This window comes from Actinomadura sp. CNU-125, from assembly GCF_001942465.1.
Classification (GTDB): Bacteria; Actinomycetota; Actinomycetes; order Streptosporangiales; family Streptosporangiaceae; genus Spirillospora.
The window spans coordinates 1-19,137 of record NZ_MKJY01000070.1; the positions used below are offsets into that span (position 1 = coordinate 1).

The window sequence follows — 19,137 nt, forward strand, 5'->3', positions numbered from 1 at the left end:
GCGCGGCGGGTTCGCGACGGGCGCCGCCGCGGCGGCGGCGACCTCCTCGGCTTCGAGGCGGACGCGGCGCGGCGGGCCGGGCTGCCCGCGCGGCGCGCGGCGCTGTTCCGGCGCGCGCTCACCGACGACGGCGTCCGCGAACTCGGCGAACGTCTCGACGACGGACGGTACGAGGTCGTCCTGCCGGAGGAGTCGGCGCTGCTCGTCGTCGCGTGGCTGCTGCGGGCGGGCGACCGGGCGGGCGCGCTGGAGGTCCTGGACGAGATCGGCGCGTTCGCCGACCGGCTGCGGTTCGTCCCGCGGCCCGGCGCGCAGCCCGCGGACGCCTCACTGGTGCACCGCGAGCCCGTCGCGGAGATCCGGTGGCGGCTCGGCGCGCGGCGCCCGAACGCGGCCGTCGAGGCGATGAACGAGGCCCTCGCCGTGTGGAACCCGTTCGCCGACGAGCTGCTGGAGCACTGGCTGGAGACGGTCCGGGACGGGCGCGTCCGCGCGGTGGAACCGGACGGCTGGCGGGTGCGGGGCGCCGCGCTGCTCGCGCGGTACGAGCGGCTCGCGGCCGAGCACACCCGCTGCACCAAGCACCGCAGGCCGAAGGAGAACGCCGCGATCCTGCGGGCGTCGCTGGCGGACGTCCTCGCGGGGCGGGAGCCGTCCCGGCTGCTGGGGCACGCGATCGGGTCGATGGTCGCCCGGCGCGGGACGCCCGGGTCGGGCGGTGCACGCGGCGCTGCGCGCGCGGCAGGCGGCGGACGCCGCGCGGCCGCCGCACCACGCGATCGCGCAGATCGTCCTGGCCCGCCTCGCGGGCGAACCGGACGGCGGGGGCGTGCCCGCGGTCGAGCCGTTCGTCGGCCCGGTGACCGCGGACGAGGCGCGCCGCACGGGCGTCGCGGCGGGCACGGCGGTGCCCGGGTGGCTGCGCGACACGGTCGGGCTCGCGCTCGAAGCCCCGGTGACGACGCTGGTCGAACGCGGGATCGTCCCGTCGGCGGAGGTGCTGGCGGCGCTGGTGCCGCAGCTGACGGCGGCGGCGACGTCGGAGGCGTACGCGGACCCGGCGCTGCGGCGGGTGATGGCCGCGACGTACCGGGCGTTCCGGAACCGGCGGTCGCTGCTGCTGACGAACCTGGAGAGCCAGGTCCGGCTGCACGAGCTGCCGTGGGTGCGGGCCGCCGAACGGCACCGGCACGCGGGCGCCACGACGGCGCGGGTGCGCGGCGTCCTGAGGCAGCTCGCCGAGCTGGCGCTGCAGGGCTTCCCGGGCACGATCCTGCCGAACCCGCTGATCGCGGAGCTCCGCACGCTCGCCGAACGCTCCGGCCTGGACGTCCCGTTCACGGAGGAACTCGCCGCCGACATCTTCATGGGGCGTTTCTCCGGAAAGTTCACGAAAGCCGCACTGCAGGCCGGGGAACTCCTCGACGGCACCCTCTACTCGCGCTACTACGGCATCGACTACCCCGCCCTGGAGAGGCAGCGGCTCGACGACCTGTGCAAGCGGCGCGCGGGCGTGCGGGGCGGCTGGTCGACGGCCGAGAACGGCATGATCATCGAGCAGGCGCAGATCCTGACGACGCACAACCTGGCGCTGCTCGTCCATCCCGTCGGCGCCGACCCGCTGGACGGCTGGGACGGGCTCGCACGCCGCGCGTTCGGCACCGCGCACCGGCTCGTCCGGAAGGTGCACGGCAACCCGCGCCCGCTCGGCACGATCAAGGACGCGGCGTACGCGTGGCGGCAGGCCGTGTTCTTCCTCGCGCTGTGCGGGGTGAAGGAGCAGGTCGCGGTGGTCGCGTGGATGCAGGACGAACTCGACCGGCAGCCCGCGCACACCGTGCGGCGGCTCGACCCCGCGCTGGCGGGGCTGCGGCACGTCCTGGTCGGCGGGAGCCTCGACGACGGGCCGCCGCCGCACGCCCGGCGCCTGCTCGGCTGGTCGGCGGGCGGCCACTGGATGCACCGCTCCTGACCACCGCACCGCGCCCGTCCGCAAGCCCCGGATTGTCGGACCTCGCTGACAGTGTGGGACACGGCTGAACGGTTCGTGTTCCACCGGCGGGAGGTCGTGGTTTGGGCGTGTGGGAACGGTCGAGTTCGGTGCGGGTGGTGCCGCCCGTCCGGCCTCGGAAGCTGGCGAAGGTGCCGTTCGTCGAACTCGCGGACGGGCGCCTGCAGGGCGTCGTGTCCAGCGGTTCGGACGTCGCGCGCGTGTACGTCTCGTCGATCACCGCGGGGACGCACGGGCTGAGCTGCAGCACCAACAACAACCGTCCGTGCGGCGGGCTGCGCGGGTCGTATCCCTGCAAGCATCTGCAGTCGCTGGTCGCCGAGGCCGTCCTGCAGTACGGGCGGGAGCGGGTCGCACGGTACCTGAAGGTCGACGCCGCAGCGGACGCCGACCTGGTCGACGCGCTCGACGGGCAGAAGGACCCGGCGCCCGCGGCGGTCGTGTTCAACCGGTTCCTGCGGCACCTGGCGTACCTGGAGGTGCCCGCGTCGCCGGAGCCGCTGCCGGAAATGCACTGGTTCCCGGGAGGAACGCACTGATGCGGGCGGTGGGGTTCGAGGAACTGACCGGCGGGGCGCCCGCCGGGGTCGACGAGGCGCTCGGCCTGGTCGACGGGTTCGACGCGGCGCTGACGTCCGGGTTCGGACGGCTCGGCGCGGAGCAGTCGGCGGCGCTGGCCGCGTTCGCCGGGGCGCTCGCCGGGTCGCCGCTGGGCGGTCCGGCGGCCGAGGCGGTCGAGAAGATCGTCGCCGGGGCCGTCGCGGAGGCGCATCTGCTGACGCTGGCCGGGGCGCGCACGGCGCTGCTCGGCTCGGTGCACGACGCGCTGCTCGCCGGGCTGGACGGGGCCGCGGGCCGCACCCGCGCGGAGTGCGCGGCCGTCGGCGGCGACGACATCGCCGCGAACCTGCTCGCCGGCTGCCGGTCCTGGCTGGCCGAACTGGCGATCGCGGGCTGGCGCGGCGTCGACCACGACCTGGTGTCGGCGGCCGACCAGTTCGTCGAGGGGCTGCTGAAGGAGCCGCGGCTGCGCGGCGCGGCCGTCCTGCTGGACGGGCTCGCGGCCGAACTGCGGGCGTCGTCGCCGGTCGCGACGATGGAGACGATCCCGGAGCGCCGCTGGGCCGACCTGTGGGCGCGCGGCATGCTGCTGACCCGGTCGGGCGCGGCGGCGACGGCGGCCGACGAGGTGTCCGGACGGCTGCTGGTGCTGGGCGCGGACGTGCACGAACACGGCACGTCCGTCCAGGTGCAGGTGCACGGGGTGCTGGAGGCCGACGGCGGCGCGCGGCTCGTGCGGACGTCCGTCGCGGCACCGAAGGTCGACACCATCACGGGCCCGCAACTGTGGCGCCTCCTGGACGCCTGCCCGACGCTGCTGAAGGCGCTCGCCGAACGCCGCTGCCTCAACGTCACGGACATGCCGCTCCGGCCGTCCGGCGACCTCATTTGGGACGACGGCAAAGCGCGCGCGGGCAAGGAGGTCGATCCCTTTGCGATGGCACGGGTGCAGCTTGCGGAAGCGGTCGCCCCGGGGGTGCCGCCGCTGGACCGGCACCCGGTGCGCATCGCCGAACCGGTGTTCCTGGAGGGGTACACGGTGAACGGGACGTCCCTGGAGCTGGACGGACGCGCCGTCGACATCGACTTCGAGCGGCTGCCCGCATGCGGGCCCGTCACCCCCGAACTCGTGCGGGCCTCGTCGTCCTGCATCGGGCTCGTCCGGTGGGACGGCGGCGTGTGGCGGGTGCAGCCGCTGGCGGTGCAGGCCACGGTGCGCAAGAAGCCGGTCGACGCCTGCACGGGCGACTGGGCGCTCGGCCCGACCGACCCGAAGGTACTCAAGGCCGCGAACCGGACCGGCGACGCCGTGGGCGTGCTGCGCGAGCGGGCGGGACGGTTGCTGCGGAAATGAGCGATATCGAGGAGAAGCGGCGGCAGGTGCTGTACTGGCGGCTGCTGGCCCGCCTGTTCGAGCCCGAGGAGCAGCCCGCGCTGGAGTCGTCGAGCGTCGCGATCGTGGACGACCTCGGTCTCCCGCCCGCGCTGCTCGACCCGGGCACGTCGGTCGACAACCTCGTCCAGCGCTTCCCGGACCTCGGCCCCGAGTTCGAGTCCCTGGCCGACCTCGCCGAGCCCCCGGCCGCACCGGACGTCCCGTCCGTGACCGCGCACGCCGGGGCCACGGGCGCGGGCCCGACTTCCGGTACGGACGATGAAGCCGCCGAAACCGGACGTGACGGCGGCGCGGTGTCGGAGACCGACACCGGTGCCGACGTCGCCGACATACCGGACGGCGACGGCGTGGACGGTGCGGTTTCCGTGCGGCGGGCCGCGTTGATGTCGAAGCTGCTGCTCAACACGTTCGCCACCGGGTCCGGGGCGGTGTCGGCGACGCAGCTGGCCGACTGGCAGAAGGACGCCGGGTGGTTGAAGTGCGCGCTCGGCGACGAGGGCGGACGGGAGATCGCCGGGAAGCTGTCGGAGATGGAGGGCGACCTCGTCCGGCGGATGGCGCTGCGGGAGGTGCTGGCGGACTCGCGGCTGGCGGGGCGGCTGTCGCCGAGCATGTCGCTGATCGAGCAGTTGCTGCGGGACAAGGCGAACCTGTCGGGGGTGGCGCTGGCGAACGCGAAGGCGCTGATCCGGCGGTTCGTCGACGAGGTCGCCGAGGTGCTGCGGACGCAGGTGCAGCAGACGAGCGCGGGCGTGATCGACCGGTCGGTGCCGCCGAAGCGGGTGTTCCGCAACCTCGACATCGACCGGACGATCTGGAAGAACCTGCCGAACTGGAGCCCCGAGGACGAGCGGCTCTACGTCGACAAGCTGTTCTACAAGCGCACCGCCAAGCGGATGACGCCCGCGAAGATGATCGTGGTGGTGGACCAGTCGGGGTCGATGGTCGACTCGATGGTGAACTGCACGATCCTGGCGTCGATCTTCGCGGGGCTGCCGAAGGTGGACGTCCACCTGGTCGCCTACGACACGCGCGCGCTGGACCTGACGCCGTGGGTGCACGACCCGTTCGAGGTGCTGCTGCGCACGCAGTTGGGCGGCGGGACGGACGGGCGCGCGGCGCTGGAGCTGGCGCGTCCGAAGATCACCGATCCGCGCAACACGGTCGTGGTGTGGATCTCCGACTTCTACGAGTGGGCGGGCGAGGCGATCTTCGCCCAGTTCGAGGCGGTGCACCGGTCGGGGGCGAAGTTCATCCCGGTCGGGTCGGTGAACAGCTCGGGCAGCGCGGTGGTGAACCCGTGGTTCCGGGAGCGGTTCAAGGGGCTCGGCACGCCCGTCCTGTCCGGCCGCATCACCAAGCTCGTGGCCGAGCTCAAGAACTTCCTGGCCTGAAGTCCCAGGCCCCCAGACGATCACACAGACGATGAGGAGAGTCATGTCCGAGATGCTGCGCGCCCCCGCCGAGACGAAGTACGCGGAGGAACTCGACTACCTGGAGTCGATCGACGACGGGCCGAAGCCGTTCGCGTGGCGGCTGTCGCCGCGGATGGTGCGGCTGTTCGTGCTCGGGTCGGAGCGGGCGGACGGTATCGACCGGGAGATCCCGCAGAAGTGGTTCGGCGACCGCAGCTTCGTGGAGCGGAGCATCGTGACGCTGGCGTCCGACCGGGGCCTGCTGCTGATCGGCGACCCGGGCACGGCAAGAGCTGGCTCGCCGAGCTGCTGTCGGCGGCGATCTGCCGGAACTCGACGCTGGTGGTGCAGGGCACCGCGGGCACCACCGAGGACCACATCAAGTACTCGTGGAACGTGTCCATGGTGATCGCGAAGGGCCAGTCGCGGGAGGCGATGATCCCGTCGCCGATCATGACCGCGATGGAGTCGGGGGTGATCGGCCGGTTCGAGGAGCTGACCCGCTCGACGAGCGACGTGCAGGACGCGCTGATCTCGATCCTGTCGGAGAAGTACGTGTCGATCCCCGAGCTGGACGACGACAACATCGTGTTCGCGCAGCCCGGCTTCTCGATCATCGCGACGGCGAACAGCCGCGACCGGGGCGTGAACGACCTGTCGTCCGCGCTGAAGCGGCGGTTCAACTTCGTGCGGATCCCGGTGGTGACGAACAAGAAGAGCGAGGCGGAGATCGTCCGGTTCCGGACGGCGGAGCTGCTGCGCCGCCACGAGATCGACCTGGAGGTGCCGCCGACGCTGCTGGACGTGCTGCTGCAGAGCTTCGCGGACCTGCGGTCGGCGGCCGAGTCGGCGACCAGCGACGACGAGAAGCTGGAGTCGGCGCTGTCGACGGCGGAGCAGATCGGCGTGCTGGAGGACGCGATCCTGCACAGCCAGTTCTTCGGTGAGCGGGCGCTGACGGCCGAGACGCTCGGCAGCTCGCTCGTCGGGTCGCTGGCCCGCCGCGCCCCCGAGGACCTGGCGATCCTCAACAAGTTCTGGCACGGGGTCGTGGAGCCGCGCGGCAAGGACGACGGCACCTGGCGGGGCTTCCTGGAGGGCGGCCGCAACACGATCGCGACCCTGTCTTGAGCACCGGCGTGTTCGACCCGCTGCGCGGGCAGCTGCTGGACGCGGCGCGCGCGTTCGGCGGCGACTCCGGCGAGGACGGGGTCGCACGGCTGCTCGCCGCGCTGGTCGACGACGTCGACCGGGCGCTGGCGGAGGAGCTGGAGATCTTCCCGGTGTGCCACCATTCGCCCGCGTCGGCGCTGGCGATGGCGCGGCGGCTGCGGGAGAAGCGGCCGAAGGTCGTCTACCTGGAGATGTGCGAGGACTTCGCGCCGCTGCTGGCGGAGCTGAAGAACTGCCGGCTGCCGGTGGCGCTGCAGTCGTTCGCGAACGAGCTCGACGGGTTCCCGAAGAAGTGGGCGCCGCTGAGCGTCGTCGCGCCGATCACCGAGGCGTCCGCCGAGTACCAGGCGATCGCGTACGCGCAGGAGACCGCCGGGGTCGAGCTGGTGCTCGTCGACCGCTCCACCGACCACGTCTACCAGTGGGATCTGCGGGACGAGGACGCCTCCGGGGCCGAGGCCAACGCCGTGCCCGACGCTGTGCCCGCGCCGTCCGGCGGGGTCGGGGCGGACGACGAGGACGCGCTGCACGGCGACGCGGTCGGCGTCGAGATCGGCGACCTGCGGCCCGGGTTCGCCGAGCTGGAGGAGCACCTGCTGCACCACGGGAAGGTGCGGCACTGGTCGGAGTGGTGGGACCAGTACGTCGAACAGCCCCTCACGGGCGCCGACTACGCCACGTACCGGCAGGTCATGACGCTGATCGGCAGCCTGTTCCGGCGGCTGGACCCGCACTCGCGGAACCTGCGGCGGAACGAGCTGCGCGAGCGGCACATGTGGACGCGGATGCGCGAGCACATCGCCGCGACGGGCGCCGATCCGGCCGACTGCCTGTACGTGTGCGGCGCGTCCCACGCCGTCAGCCGCGTCGACGAGTTCGGCCTGCACCCGGAGAAACGGGACGGGCCGGACGGGTCGGCGGAGCCGTTCGAGATCGCGCCGCGCACGGCGACGAAGTGGCGGTACGGGCTGATCCCGTCGAGCCATTCGGCGATCGAGGCGCAGTTCGGGCTGGCCTCGGGGTCGGTGTCGATCGCGGCGGCGACGTTCGCGAAGGCGGTGAAGCGGGGCGGGGTGAAGCCGTTCCGGTTGAAGGGCCAGCGGGGCGTGTCGGCCGCCGGGAAGAAGAAGGCCGCCGCCGCGCCCCCGGTGGACGCGGCGGCGACCGACCGCCTGTCGGGGTTCCTGTCCAGCCCGCCCGCCCTCGACCCGCTGGACGAGTCGGAGCTGCTCGGCTGGTGCGTCGACATCGTCGGGCTGGCGCGCCGCAACGGGTACCTGGCGTCCACCGCCGACGCGATCGCGGTGTTCGAGACGTCCATCCTGCTCGCGGGGATGCGGGGCCGGACCCGGCCGACCCCGTACGACTTCCAGGACGCCGCCGTCACCTGCATCGAGAAGGACCGGGTGCCGGGCCGCCGGGACGTGACGCGGCTGTGCGAGATCCTGCTCGGCGGCGACCGGGTCGGGCAGGTCGGGTACGAGTCGCTGCCGCCGCTGGCCCGCGACGTCCTCGACCGGCTGGAGCCGCTGGGCCTCGACCTGCAGAAACGCACGGTGCAGCGGGCGCTGCTGAACCTGGACGCCGATCCGGACCTGCGGTCGTGCTCCGATCTGCTGTGGGTGCTGCGGCGGTTGCTGCCCGACGACGCCGTCCGTCCGATCATGGGCGCGCGGGAGCTGGGCGAGCGGTCGATCCAGGAGAGCTGGGACCTGGCGATCGGCCGCAACCAGCGGTCGCTGGTCGAGCTCGGCTACGAGGGCGTCACCGCCGAGCAGGTCCTCGAACGGCGGCTGCGGCGCGCCGTGTACGACCCGAAGGCGACCGCCGCCGCGGCGCTGCGCGCGGTCGAGGACGCCGTCGTCTACCTGGGCGCGCAGCGGTTCGCGGACGAGCTGGGCGCGCGGGCCGTCGAGCTGCTCGCCGCCGAGCGGACGGTGGACGACGCCCCCGAGGTGCTGCGCCGGATCCGCCGTCTCCTCGCGCACTACCGCGCGACCGAGCCGGAGCTGCCGCACTGGTGCCGCGAGTTCGTCACCGCCGGGTACACGCACTACTGCACGCTGCTGCCGACCGCGTTCGTGGACGACGACACGGGCGTCCGGCAGGTCGCGGCGATGCTCGGGTTCCTGCTCGGCATGGAGAGCCTCGCGCTGTCGCTCGGCTGCGAGCGGGCCCAGCTCGAACTGGCGGTGCGGCAGTCGCATCCGGAGTCGCCCGCGAAGATCGCGCTGCTGTGGGCGGCCAAGTCGCAGCTCGGGATGATGCCGCTGGCGGACGTGCGGGCCCGCTGCGACGAGCTGCTGGCGTCGCCGCTGTCGATCCCGTCGTTCCCGCACTATCTGAGCGGGTTCGTCCAGGCGCTCGACCCCGCGCCGTCGCTCGCGCCGCTGGTCGTGGAGGTCCTGTCGAAGGCGTTCGGGCGGCTCCCGGATCGGATGCTGCTCCCATGGCTGCCGAAGCTGATCACGACGCTGAAGGACCACGCGCGGGAGATGGTCCCGGTGCTCGTCCACGAGGCGGCCCGCACGTTCCCCGGTTCCCTCCCGGCACTGGACGCGTGGACGCCGTCGTGGTCGGAGTCCGCGGAAGCGCCGGGGGTCGGCGGCGCCGCACCGTCCGTCGCGTCCGGCCCGGTGACGGACCTGCTGGCGGGGCAGCCGGGGGCCTGCGACGCCGTCGCGTCCCTGCTCGGCCACCCGGTCGAGTGGCGGCCGGCGGCGGGGACGGGAGAGGGCGGCGGCGAGGCGTCCGCCCTGGTGGCGCGCCATCCCGCCGCGCCCGGCGCGGTCGCGGCCCTGCGCGTCCGGTAGTCCCCCGGTAGTCCCCGGGCGTCCGCTCCGCCCCCGCGCTCCCTCCCGGGCGCGGGGGCGGTCCCCGTCCCGGCGGCCCGCCGGGCGCCCCTCCCCGAATCGGGACGCGCTGGATCTTGGACGGTGCGTGACGCGGTGCAGGCGGGCGCAGGCCGCTTGCGCGCGCGCAAGCAACCGTGACCGGGCCCCTGCGCTGCGTCAGAGTGTGTGTCGTACGGGTCGTGCGTGCGGAATGCCGGGCGGCCCGCAGCGTTCCACGCCGATGCCGACTCCCACCAGGTCATGGAACATGATGTTCGCTTACAGCCCGACACGGAGACGTGAAGCCGCCGCCGCCATGAACGCCACCGACACGTGGTCCGGAACGCCCGTGCTCGTCCCGGTTTCCGCGCCCGCTCTGGAGCTTTCCGCCCCCGCAGCCCGCACCAACGGCTCGTCCGGTCGGCTGATCGGGGAGATCGACCTGGCCGCCACGCCGCCCGCCGTGCGGCTCGCCCGTTCCTACGTGCGCGAGCTGGTCGGGCAGCATTTCGGCGCCCAGCGGTCCCGGCTCGGCGATCTGGAGCTGCTGACGAGCGAGGCCATGACGAACGCGGTGGTGCACGGACGGCCGCGCGCGGACGGCACCGTGATGCTCGCGGTCCTGCACATCGACCGGTTCGTCCGGGTGGAGATCACCGACGGGGGGCCGCCGCCGGGACGTCCCGGCGGCGCGGACGAACCGGCCCCGCCGGAGGGCCGGTCGCTGGCGCTGCTGAAGGCGCTCGCCGCCGACTTCGGCACCCACCGCGGCCCGCACGCGACGGCCGTGTTCTGGTTCGGGCTCGCGGTCGAGGAGGGGTGGCGGCTGCCGTGACACCGGGTCCCATGCGGCTCGTCCAGGCGAACAGGGGCTTCCTGGACCACGCCGCACGGGTCCTCGTCACCGCATCCGCCACCGTCGCCGGTCGCGCCCGCGGGCCGGTGTGAGCGGACCGACGCCATGCCCGCGACCGCCTGCTCCACCGTTCCGATCCGTCCGGCACGTCCGGTTTCGCTACGATCGGACCGTCCACACCTGACTCCCCCGGGACGGGCGATGACCGCGGACGGCGAGCCGAAGTCACTCTCCGAGATCACCAAGGACATGGGCCTGAACATGTCCGACGTGGCGGCCTTCTCCGGGCTGGACGAGAGCACCGTCTTCCGGCTGTGGGACAACGCCGAATGGCTCGACCGGGTCACCGGACGGTCGCTGCAGGCGCTCATGTCGTCGGTTCCCGGCATCGCCGAGTACGCGATGGCGCACGCCGTCCGCAAGCGCCGCGACGCGCTCGTCGCCGACCTGCACGACGAGGGCCTCGACGTCGACGTGGGGGTCCTGGAACGGTCGGGGCTCCCGCAGCAGCACCTGCTGAACGCCCTGGAGGCGGGGCTGCACATCGTCCGCGGACAGGCCACGCAGAAGACGTCCTCGTTCATCGCCCGGTTCTGGGGACGCGAGCAGGACAGCGCGCTCGAATCGCTTTACTCGACCGAGCCCGGCACGGGCCTGCTGCGCAATCCGCAGCGGCTCTTCGAGTCGTCGGTCGAACTGGCGCCGCGGCTGAACCGCAAGTCGTACTCCTTCCATTCGATCCTGGCGCTCAACATCCTGACGCACCAGGTCAGCAAGATCGGCGCGGAGCTGGAGACCGATCTCGGCTTCGAGGTGCCCGGCCGGCAGAACGCGTTCATGATGCGCGGCGTCGTGATGGGCCAGCTCATCAAGTCCGGCGACCTCGACCTCGCCGAGCGCTACCGCAGGGAACTGGACGCCACGCCCGTCTACGCGGCGCTGGAGGAGTGGTCGTTCCCCACCTACATGCGGGACGGGCGGATCAGCTCCGACTTCACGCTCCCCAATTCGCTGTCGCTGCGCAACACCGCGAACGAGGTCCTGCGGGAGATCACCGCCTACAACGACGCCTGCGTGTACTACCTGGCGTCCACCTACGTTCCGCTGGCCCTGCGGCGCGACCGCGCGTTCGGCGGCAAGCTCCCGGAGCTGATCCGGGCGCTGGAACTGCGGGCGGCCGACTGCACGGACAGGAGAATCCGGGAAACCTGCGAGACGCTGGTGCGGCAGCTGAAGGGCATCACCTGAGCCGGCGGCCCGGGGCGGCCGCGACTCGACGGGAAGAAATGGGGAGCCGGTGGAGGACACGGCGGAAGCTATTGCGAATCTGACACGGCGTCGATGGGAGGACAACGCGGACTACTGGGTCAAGGTGATCCGGGAGCGCCGCGACCGGTACCGGACGGACCTGACCGACGCGGCCGTCCTCGACGCGATCGGCGACACCGCGGGGCTGCGCGTCCTGGACGCCGGCTGCGGCGAGGGCTACGTCGCCCGGACGCTCGCCGCGCAGGGCGCCGACGTCCTCGGAGTGGACGTCTCGCAGGGCCTGATCGACGCGGCCGCCGCGGCTCCGCCGCCCGGCGGGGACGGCTCGCTGTCGTTCGTCCGCGCCAGCGTCGACGACGTGCCCGCCGCGGACGCCGAGTTCGACCTCGTCGTCTGCAACCACCTGTTCAGCCACCTGCACGACCCGACGTCCGCGATCGGGGAGTTCGCGCGCGTGCTCCGCAGCGGCGGACGGCTGGTGGTGCTGACCCTGCACCCCTGCTTCTACGTGGAGAACTCCGAGCAGGGCGCGGGGAACAGCGTCTCGGCGTCCAGCTACTTCCGGCCGCGCGGCGTCGACCAGTACTTCAACGTGGACGGCCTGGAGTCCCCCTCGATGATCACATCGTGGCTCCGGCCGCTCGAGTACTACTCTGGAACGCTCCGAGACTCCGGCTTCGTGATCGCCGACCTGCGCGAGCCGCATCCGACGCCGGAGCAGCTCCGCGACGACCCGTGGTGGCGCAAGGGCTTCCCGGCGGCGCTGTTCATGCTGCTGGTCGCGGAACGCCGCTGACCTCGGACTGTACCCTCGGGATCATGGACGAGAGCGTGCCGCCGGAACTGGCCGAACACCCCGACCGGGTCCGGTGGAACGCCAAGCACGGCGCGGACGGGCGCGTGCCGTCCGCGCATCCCCTCGCGGCCGAGCGCTCCGCGCGGCCCCGGACGGGCCCGTCCTCGACCTCGCGTGCGGGCCGTCCGGCGCGGCGCTGCTCGCCGCCGACGCCGACGTTCCGTGACGGCCGTGGACATCTCCGACGTCGCGCTCGACCGGCTCGGCGCCGCGGCCCGCCGCCGCGGGCTCGCCGCGCGGATCACGCTCGTCCAGGCCGACCTCGGGACGTGGCGCCCGCCCGGCCCCGCGTTCGCGGCCGTCCTGTGCACCGGCTTCTGGGACCGCGCCGTCTTCGCCGCCGCCCTCGGCGCGTCGCGCCCGGCGGCGTGCTCGCCTGGGAGGCGTTCACGACCGCGGCGCGCCGGGACCGTCCGCACCTGCCCGCCGAGTGGTGCCTGGCCCCCGGGGAGCCCGCGTCCCTGCTCCCGGACGGTTTCCGCGTTCTCGACCAGCGGGACGTGCAGGGCGGCAAGCGTCGCGTTCTGGCCCGGAGTTAGTACGCTGGGTGCCGCTTCCGGGCCCGCCGAGCGCGGCCACTTCACGGGGGTTTGACCGGTAGATTGCGGGTCGGCCTCCTTCACGCGGTTTTCACGCTGCGCTTAGCCCGGGCCTGGAAGGGTGGTCATTCGTGTTGTCGTCGACCCCGGAGCGAGTGAGGAAACATGTCCGAGGATGACAAGCCCCGGGGCGAACCGGCGGTCAAGGCGAAGATTCCGAACGCCAAGAGCATCCGGAGCCCGGAGTTCACCCCGCACGGCATCAGCGCAGGGCGCGGCAGCGGCCTGAACCGTCCGTCCGCGCTCACCGCCAAGCAGGCGAAGCGCCGCCGGATCGCCGCCATCGCGGGCGCCGTCGTCGCCGTCGTCGCCATCGCGGGCGGAACGACGTACTACCTCACCCGTCCCGGCCCGGCCGTGTCGGTGAGCGGCTCCTTCGGCAAGGCGCCCAAGGTCGAGATCCCGACCGAGGTGGCGCCGCCGAAGACGATGAACGTGTCGACGCCGATCGTGGGCGAGGGGAACAAGGTCGCCAAGGGCGACACCGCGTTCCTCCAGTTCGTCTACTACAAGTGGTCGGCGAAGGACGACCCGGAGGACTCGAAGGTCAAGAGCACCAACGAGAAGTCCGAGAGCACCTACGACCAGGGCGACGGCGTCACGACGATCAAGGTCGGGGAGAGCCCGGTGAAGGGCCTCGACGAGGGCCTGGTCGGCAAGACGGTCGGCAGCCGCGTCGTCATGGAGATCCCGCCGGAGAAGGGCTTCCCGGCGGAGCAGGGCCAGCAGCTCGGCTTCACGGGCAAGGAATCGCTGCTCTTCGTCGCCGACATCCGCGCGTCCGTCCCGGCGAACGCGGTCCCGAAGGGCACCGAGAAGAAGGTCTCCGACAAGGACCTGCCCACCGTCGAGGACAAGGGCGCGGGCAAGGCCCCCGAGGTGAAGATCCCCGACGGGGACGCGCCGAAGGAGCTGAAGGCCGTCACGCTCGTCGAGGGCACCGGCCCGGCGCTGGCCAAGGGCGACAAGGCGATCATGAACTACCAGGGGCGGCTCTGGCGCGACGGGAAGGTCTTCGACTCCAGCTGGGAGACGGGGCAGATGCAGGCGTTCCCGATCGGTGAGGGCGCCACCATCCCCGGCTTCGACAAGGGCCTCACCGGCGTCAAGGTCGGCAGCCGCGTCATGCTCGTCCTCCCGCCCGCCGAGGGCTACGGCGAGCAGGGCAACCCGCAGGCCGGGATCAAGGGCGACGACACCCTCGTGTTCATCGTGGACGTCCTCGCCAAGTTCTGAGACAACGAGCACATCCGCGGGCGGCGGAACCCGGAACCGGGTTCCGCCGCCCGCGCGTTCGTCCTGTGACGACAACCCCGCGGGCGCATCGGCCGTCCTTATCTTCGACGGCTCGCCGCACCGACCCCCTCGGGTATCGTCGGTAACGCATTGATCACGGGGGGCTTGTGAGCAACAAGGAAAATGACGCCGGGGATGCCCGGGAAGGCGACGGCACCGCGCCCGACCAGACGTCCGACCAGGCGGGATCCGCGCCCGCTCCCCCACCGGATCCCAAAATAAGCGACAAGAACGACATATTTCAGAACGGCGACAAGGCGCCAGGAGCCCCCATCCCTCACGACGACGAAACCCAGCGGACGCCCCCCGAATCGGAACTCCCCGCCCCCGATTCCCCGCCCTCCGCGACTTCCGCGGACGCCGACGGCGCCGGCCCCGGCGACGAGCGTCCGGACGAGCCGGCCGAGACGGCGACCGAGACCACGGAGCCGACCGAGGCCGAGGAGGCCGCCGAGACCTCCGAATCCTCCAAAACCTCCGAGACCTCCGAGACCCCTGAGACCTCCGGGGAAGGCTTCGACGGGCGGCCCGCGGGAACGGGTGCCGGGGAGACGATCGTCGATGCGGGCGGGACGTCCGCGGACGGCGAGGATCGGGGACGCGCGGAGGGCGCGTCCGAGACGACGGCTGCGTCGGGGGGCGTGGTGTCCGAGGAAGGTTCGGGCGGCCCGGGGAAGAAGAGTCCCGGCAAGAAGACGCGCAGCCGCAAGCGGCGCATCATGCGGCGGGTCCTGTTCGCCGTGCTGGGGTTCATCGGGTTCTGCGTGGTGGGGTTCGCCGTCGCGTACCTGTTCACGCCGGTGCCGTCGCCGCAGGAGAAGGCGCTCGCGCAGGGGCCGATCTTCTACTACGCCGACGGCGAGACGCAGATCGCGAAGACCGGCGTGAACCGGACGGCGGTCGACCTGGAGCGCATCCCCGAGGACGTCCGCAACGCCGTGATCGCGGCGGAGAACGAGACCTTCTACGACGACCCCGGGGTGTCGATCCAGGGGACGACGCGGGCCGTGTGGTCGACCGTGACCGGCAAGCAGCTGCAGGGCGGCTCGACGATCACGCAGCAGATGGTCCGGAACTACTACGGCGGCATCGGCCGGGAGCAGACGATCACCCGGAAGCTCAAGGAGATCATGGTCGCCCTGAAGGTCGACCAGTCGAAGTCCAAGGACTGGATCCTTGAGCAGTACCTCAACACGATCTATTTCGGGCGCAACTCCTACGGGGTGCAGGCGGCCGCGAAGTCGTACTTCGACAAGGACGTCAGCGAGCTGACGGCGGCGGAGGGCGCGTACCTCGCCGCGGCCATCCAGCAGCCGAGCAACTTCTCGAACCCGACCGGGGAGAACCAGGCGTACATCCACCAGCGGTGGCGGTCGGTCCTCGGCAACATGGTCGACAACAACATGCTGTCGGCCGCCGAGTCGAACGCGCTGAAGTGGCCCGAACCCGTGGAGCAGCACGTCACGGACATCCTCAAGGGCCAGAAGGGCTACATGGTCAACCTGGCCCGCAAGGAGCTCACCGAGCGGCGCGGGTACACCGAGGACGAGATCAACCGCAGCGGCCTGAAGATCACGACGACGTTCGACAAGCGGCTGATGGACGCCGCGAAGAAGGCCGTCCAGTCGAACACCCCGGACGGGATGAGCAAGCAGGTCCGGACCGGTCTGGTGTCGGTCGATCCCGCCACCGGGCAGGTCGTCGGGTTCTACGGCGGCCGCGGCTACCTGGAGGAGGCGCTGACCAGCGCGTTCGGCGACTGGGCGCAGGCCGGGTCGGGGTTCAAGCCGATCGCGCTGATCGCCGCGCTCGAATCGGGCAAGACGCTGTCCAGCACCTACAGCGGCAGCTCGCCGCTGTACATCAACGGCACCCCGATCAGGAACGACGGCGGCCAGAGCTTCGGGACGGTCAACCTCGCGCAGGCCACCCAGAACTCGATCAACACCGCGTACGTGAACCTCGGCCGCGACATCGGCAACGACAAGATCGTCGAGATGGCCGAGAAGCTCGGCATCACGCAGATCACCAAGGAGCAGCAGAGCGCCGCGACGCTCCCGCTGGGCATCGCGTCGCTGCACCCGGTGCAGCAGGCGGGCGTGTACTCGGCCTTCGCGTCCGAGGGCGTGTTCCGGCAGCCGTACACGGTGAAGTCGGTCACCGACAACGAAGGCCACAAGCGCACCTTCACCGAGAAGGGCGAGCGGGCGTTCAGCCAGCAGAACGCCCGGGACGCCACGTACGCGATGCAGCGCGTCGTCCAGTACGGAACCGGGACGGGCGCCCAGCTTCCGGACGGACGAGACGTCGCGGGCAAGACGGGCACCACCGACAAGGGCAAGGCGATCTGGTTCAACGGGTTCATCCCGCAGATGGCGACGACCGTGGCGATGTTCCACAGCGACGGCAAGCCGCTCAACATCCCCGGGTACGGGTCGTACGGCGGGGCGCTGCCCGCGCAGATCTGGCGCTCGTACATGTCCGAGGCCGTCGACATCGCCGACCTCGAACCGAAGTCGTTCGGCGAGCCGTCGATGCGTCCGGGCGGCGGCTACGGCGGCGCGCCGCAGACCGGCGACGGCGACGACCGCGGGCGGCCCGAGGAGTCCGAGCCGGACGACGACGACGCGCCGCCGACCGACGGGCCGCAGAACCCCGAAGTGCCGGTCCCGCCGACCGACATCCCCGGCACCGGCCCGCCCGACCCGGGCGACGGCGGCGGAAACGACGGAGGCGGCGGCGACACCGGCGGCGGTGACGGCGACGGAGGCGGTGGCGACACCGGCGGCGGAGGCGACACCGGCGGTGGCGGAGACACCGGGGGCGGCGGCGACACCGGCGGCGGCGACCCGCCCGGCACGACGGGCTGACCGTCAGCCGTCGCAGACGGCGCCGATCTTCGCGGGCGCGTCCCGCAGGACGGCGTCCAGTTCGGCGACATCGCCCTCACCGAGCCCGGTCGCGGCGGCGCGCAGGCGGGCGGTCTGCTTGCGCAGCGCATCCGTCAGCTGCGGATCGTCCGCCTTCTTCGCCAGCGCGTCGACGCGTCCGGCGAACCGCTCGGTCGCCTGCCGCCACTTGCCCTCGTCGGCGGCCGGAGCCTGCTCCAGCTCCGCCGCGTACCGCCGGTACTCCGCGGTGACGGACGCGCACACCTCGCCCGAGTTGCCGCTGAGCACACCGCACCCGCTGAGCAGCACTACGCCGAGCGCGACTCCGGCCAGTGTCCGAATCGGCATTGGATCCCTCCCCCTCGATGCCCGGTCGGCTCCGCACATACTTCCGTATCGCGGCACAGCCGACGTCCCGGAAACGCGCGACGCGCGGCGGGTTAGTGTCGTGTGTCGCGGACCGGTGGTGAGCGCGCGGCCCGGCGCTTACGCTGTCGGTGGACCAGCACGCCGGGACGAGGTCCGTTCCGGATCCGCATCACCCTCGCGGACCGGGCCGCCCCGCTGACCTGCGGGGACTCCCGCAGGGCCGGACGTATGGGCTCTTTGGTCCTGTTCGCCCATGTAGCGTAGGCAGTCGCGTGGGGACGAGCACGGAAGAAACAGGGGGTGGCGACCGTGGCCGACGCGTGGCGACCCACGTCGGAACTGGAGCGCCGACTGCACGAGAGCGTACGGGCCGGCGACCAGGAAGGCTACTTCCGCGTCCTCGCGGAAGCCGAACTGGTGCTGCCCGTCCCGCCGGACGCCGTCGACGACGTCCTCGCCAACACGGCGCAGCCGACGTGGCCCACCCAGGAGGAGGACGGCCGCGTCCACGTCCTGACCTACACTTCCGCCGCGGCGATGCGCGCCTGCCTCGGCCCCGCCTACCGGCACTTCATGACGCTGCGGTTCGGCGACATCGCGCAGGGCTGGCCGGACCCCGCCTGGTGGCTCGCCGTGGACGTCCCCGGGCCCGGCGGCGACGCCGTGCTGCCCATCGAATCGCGGCTGCCCTCCTGGTTCGTCCGCCAGGTCGCCGAAGGGGACGGGCGCCCGCCCCGCGTCGGCCGTCCCGGCGCGGGCACCGACGGGCCGTGGGAGGAACTCCGCGGGCAGCACCGCGACCTGCCCCGCGAGACCCGCCGTCCCGACTTCCAGCCCGCCAACGACGTCGAACGCGAACTGCTGCGCGCCGCCGCGAACAACGACCACGACCTCTTCCTGCAGACGCTCGCGGGCACCGAGGTGCTCCTGCCCGTCCCCGAGGACACCGACTACTCGCTGCGTCCCGGCCGCCCCGGCTTCCCGTGGCAGACCCGCGACGTCGACGGCGCCACGGTCGTCCCCGTCTTCACGTCCCCCGAACGCCTCATCGAGGCCGCACGCGCCGCCGGGACCGGCACCGAGTACATCCGGCTGCCGTTCACCGTCGCGCTCCGCTACTGGCCGCACCCCGACTGGCAGCTCGCGATCAACTCCGGTTCCCCCGCGGGCGGCACCGTCCAGGCGCAGCAGCTCCCCGGCCTCGCGACCTGGGCCGACCAGCGCGCCGCGCAGCGGATGACCGACGGGTTCGAGCCGCAGAACGAGATCGAGCAGCGCCTCTTCGACGCCGCCCGCCGCCGCGACACCGACACCTTCTACAGGATCCTCCTCGGCGCGCAGGTCCTCGTCCCCGCCGAACCCGACACCCCATGGGGCATCACCCCCGACGACCCGGCGTTCCCGTGGCAGCCCGTCAACGTCCACGGCCGCACGTCCATCCAGGTCTTCACGTCGCTGAAGTGGATGAACGACGCGCTCAGCTCGTCGCGCTTCGTGATGCCGACCCTCCTCGACATGGTGTCCGCGTGGCCCGACACCGCGTGGACGTTCGTCCTCAACCCCGGCACCCCCATCGACGCGAGCATGCCCGGCGACCAGGTGGCGCGCCCT

Annotated in this window: 16 protein-coding genes; 14 read left to right on the top strand and 2 right to left on the bottom strand. The window is 72.5% G+C overall.

Translation table 11 applies throughout. The features are described from left to right. A partial coding sequence (locus BJF79_RS59140; RefSeq protein ID WP_262401781.1) for a hypothetical protein occupies positions 1 to 569 on the bottom strand: 569 nt, incomplete at its 3' end. A 149-nt stretch (positions 570 to 718) separates the two neighbouring features. Here BJF79_RS59140 and BJF79_RS09820 point away from each other — a divergent pair. From BJF79_RS09820 to BJF79_RS09875, 13 genes are all read left to right on the top strand, one after another. Further along, a complete protein-coding gene (locus tag BJF79_RS09820) occupies positions 719 to 1,972 on the top strand; it encodes a hypothetical protein (RefSeq protein WP_075896462.1) in 1,254 nt (417 codons plus the stop codon). A 107-nt stretch (positions 1,973 to 2,079) separates the two neighbouring features. Continuing rightward, positions 2,080 to 2,550, top strand: a complete 471-nt coding sequence (locus BJF79_RS09825) for a hypothetical protein (RefSeq protein WP_262401782.1) — start codon at positions 2,080 to 2,082, stop codon at positions 2,548 to 2,550. Then, entirely contained in the window at positions 2,550 to 3,926 is a 1,377-nt protein-coding gene (locus BJF79_RS09830) for a hypothetical protein (protein WP_075896466.1), read from the top strand. Before BJF79_RS09825 ends, BJF79_RS09830 begins: the two co-directional genes overlap by 1 nt. Further along, a complete protein-coding gene (locus BJF79_RS09835; RefSeq protein WP_075896468.1) occupies positions 3,923 to 5,362 on the top strand; it encodes a vWA domain-containing protein in 1,440 nt (479 codons plus the stop codon). Before BJF79_RS09830 ends, BJF79_RS09835 begins: the two co-directional genes overlap by 4 nt. A gap of 43 nt (positions 5,363 to 5,405) precedes the next feature. Continuing rightward, positions 5,406 to 5,792: a hypothetical protein gene (locus BJF79_RS59145; RefSeq protein WP_262401783.1), complete on the top strand. Its 387-nt coding sequence runs from the start codon at positions 5,406 to 5,408 to the stop codon at positions 5,790 to 5,792. Continuing rightward, positions 5,705 to 6,514 carry an ATP-binding protein gene (locus BJF79_RS09840; RefSeq protein WP_262401786.1) on the top strand — a complete coding sequence of 270 codons (810 nt, stop codon included), beginning with the start codon at positions 5,705 to 5,707 and terminating at the stop codon, positions 6,512 to 6,514. The genes BJF79_RS59145 and BJF79_RS09840 overlap by 88 nt, the downstream gene beginning before the upstream one ends. After that, complete coding sequence (locus BJF79_RS09845) at positions 6,511 to 9,369, top strand: hypothetical protein (RefSeq protein ID WP_075896470.1); 2,859 nt, start codon at positions 6,511 to 6,513, stop codon at positions 9,367 to 9,369. The genes BJF79_RS09840 and BJF79_RS09845 overlap by 4 nt, the downstream gene beginning before the upstream one ends. Positions 9,370 to 9,706: 337 nt before the next feature. Beyond that, complete coding sequence (locus BJF79_RS09850) at positions 9,707 to 10,225, top strand: ATP-binding protein (RefSeq protein WP_075896472.1); 519 nt, start codon at positions 9,707 to 9,709, stop codon at positions 10,223 to 10,225. Positions 10,226 to 10,447: 222 nt separating this feature from the next. Then, complete coding sequence (locus tag BJF79_RS09855) at positions 10,448 to 11,494, top strand: hypothetical protein (RefSeq protein WP_075896474.1); 1,047 nt, start codon at positions 10,448 to 10,450, stop codon at positions 11,492 to 11,494. Between the two features lie 49 nt (positions 11,495 to 11,543). Next, positions 11,544 to 12,311: a class I SAM-dependent methyltransferase gene (locus tag BJF79_RS09860; RefSeq protein ID WP_075896476.1), complete on the top strand. Its 768-nt coding sequence runs from the start codon at positions 11,544 to 11,546 to the stop codon at positions 12,309 to 12,311. Between the two features lie 23 nt (positions 12,312 to 12,334). Then, positions 12,335 to 12,910, top strand: coding sequence for a hypothetical protein (locus tag BJF79_RS09865; RefSeq protein WP_262401784.1), 576 nt, complete (start codon positions 12,335 to 12,337; stop codon positions 12,908 to 12,910). Between the two features lie 165 nt (positions 12,911 to 13,075). Beyond that, positions 13,076 to 14,206 carry an FKBP-type peptidyl-prolyl cis-trans isomerase gene (locus BJF79_RS09870; protein WP_075896478.1) on the top strand — a complete coding sequence of 377 codons (1,131 nt, stop codon included), beginning with the start codon at positions 13,076 to 13,078 and terminating at the stop codon, positions 14,204 to 14,206. Positions 14,207 to 14,373: 167 nt separating this feature from the next. Further along, positions 14,374 to 17,136 (top strand): transglycosylase domain-containing protein, encoded by a 2,763-nt coding sequence (locus BJF79_RS09875; RefSeq protein WP_262401785.1) that lies wholly within the window; start codon positions 14,374 to 14,376, stop codon positions 17,134 to 17,136. Positions 17,137 to 17,139: 3 nt separating this feature from the next. On the opposite strand, the gene BJF79_RS09880 is transcribed toward BJF79_RS09875, so the two are convergent. Continuing rightward, positions 17,140 to 17,505, bottom strand: a complete 366-nt coding sequence (locus BJF79_RS09880; protein ID WP_075896480.1) for a hypothetical protein — start codon at positions 17,503 to 17,505, stop codon at positions 17,140 to 17,142. A 321-nt stretch (positions 17,506 to 17,826) separates the two neighbouring features. Here BJF79_RS09880 and BJF79_RS09885 point away from each other — a divergent pair. Continuing rightward, on the top strand, positions 17,827 to 19,137 hold a 1,311-nt coding region (locus BJF79_RS09885; protein WP_143219820.1), incomplete at its 3' end, for an SseB family protein.

Bases quoted from the DNA above. Each gene is read 5' to 3' on its own strand.
- BJF79_RS09830 (WP_075896466.1), top strand. From the start codon at position 2,550: ATGCGGGCGGTGGGGTTCGAGGAACTGACCGGCGGGGCGCCCGCCGGG.
- BJF79_RS09835 (WP_075896468.1), top strand. From the start codon at position 3,923: ATGAGCGATATCGAGGAGAAGCGGCGGCAGGTGCTGTACTGGCGGCTG.
- BJF79_RS59145 (WP_262401783.1), top strand. From the start codon at position 5,406: ATGTCCGAGATGCTGCGCGCCCCCGCCGAGACGAAGTACGCGGAGGAA.
- BJF79_RS09850 (WP_075896472.1), top strand. From the start codon at position 9,707: ATGAACGCCACCGACACGTGGTCCGGAACGCCCGTGCTCGTCCCGGTT.
- BJF79_RS09855 (WP_075896474.1), top strand. From the start codon at position 10,448: ATGACCGCGGACGGCGAGCCGAAGTCACTCTCCGAGATCACCAAGGAC.
- BJF79_RS09865 (WP_262401784.1), top strand. From the start codon at position 12,335: ATGGACGAGAGCGTGCCGCCGGAACTGGCCGAACACCCCGACCGGGTC.
- BJF79_RS09870 (WP_075896478.1), top strand. From the start codon at position 13,076: ATGTCCGAGGATGACAAGCCCCGGGGCGAACCGGCGGTCAAGGCGAAG.
- BJF79_RS09880 (WP_075896480.1), bottom strand. From the start codon at position 17,505: ATGCCGATTCGGACACTGGCCGGAGTCGCGCTCGGCGTAGTGCTGCTC.